A 1,258-nucleotide genomic window follows, 5' to 3' on the forward strand; every position below is an offset into this window, starting at 1 on the left:
TGATTAGTATGAATCATAAGGGTTACCTTTTTACGATTTAGATTTCAGTGATTTCACCCTCTATCTAAATCGGTAACCCTTCCCTTTTTTGAAGAGGGAATTGTCAGATCAGATCTGAACTAATGCACCTCATATCTTCTAAAATCACTTCGATCTGAGAGTAGCCGGCAATGAACTTTATTGAGTTAAGATAGATATCCAGCAAACACTTAATACATCTTTCCAGAAACCCGTTTGCTTCCGATTCGTTAGTCACTTGACAATAGAGATAAGCTGCTGCCATAAATCCTGGCTGACGTAACTCATCCATTTTTTGCACCCAAGTATTGGAAAATAGTTTTTCAACATTATTGACATGAAATCTAAATAATCCATAAAACACTGGCTGAATAAAGGTGTTAGCACTCCCATAGTACCACTCTGAAATAGAGTTCCACACATCAGGTTTACTATTAACGACACTGTATTTTTTTGAATTATAGATATGCCTGTAATAATCAAGAAACAGCATAAATGAAGCAAAGCGAAACTCTTGCTGCAAGTAAAAATACACACAATCCTCTACAAATCGGTTCATCCTTATCAAGCCACAATCATCAATTGACTTAACCCAGTCAACATTGACCGGGTATACATATTGACTCTGTGGATAAACAACCTTGCTGAAATAAACAATTGGTACTGGATTCCCAGTAAAATGCCCAAGGGGCACAGGGCCATAATCAATTTTAAAGTCTTTTTTGGGTTTAACACCAGGAACAAATGCCTTTCTTTGTTTCACATTCTGCACATCAATCTTTCTGTAGATTTGCTTTTCATTTTCTAAAGAATTAACCAAGTAGTTTGCAATAATCCAATACATACCACCTGCTGAAAGAGACATCAGTGACACTCTGTAGCCAAGCTTCATAAGAAAGGGCCATCCTGCCACTGCAGCATTTTTAACACTTGAGGCGGTATCCTTCACCCACTTCCTGGCCGGGTCGGCCATGGCGCTACCCTCTCCCTTCACATAACGTTTGATCGGTTCCATCTCAACATAGCCTGGGTTTCCTTCATCACAGACCGTTTTTACTGCTGGCCTGAGATTCAATACCATGGGTTCAATGGAAGCTTTTGGCTTTTCTGTACCCCCCTGTGTCAGGATAGATGTCGCCTCTTTTGACTCATGACTCTCTTCAATGGAGAGATGATTAAAAGAGGCAGTTATGGCTCGCTACTCCAAAGAAATGAAAGAGGCCGTCATCCAGAAGATGAT

The 1,258-nt window shown here is 39.8% G+C and carries 1 protein-coding gene; it reads right to left on the minus strand.

Annotated features, from left to right (window positions below; genetic code table 11):
- Window positions 1-103: 103 nt before the first annotated feature.
- On the minus strand, window positions 104-1,033 hold the full coding sequence (locus tag ACNRUY_RS26515; protein WP_488114666.1) for a hypothetical protein: 930 nt from the start codon (window positions 1,031-1,033) through the stop codon (window positions 104-106).
- Window positions 1,034-1,258: the final 225 nt, after the last annotated feature.

It is taken from the genome of Endozoicomonas sp. Z74 (genome assembly GCF_057680865.1).

What these genes read in the sequence shown, in the direction of transcription:
- ACNRUY_RS26515 (WP_488114666.1), bottom strand. Translation starts at nt 1,033, where the DNA reads ATGGAACCGATCAAACGTTATGTGAAGGGAGAGGGTAGCGCCATGGCC.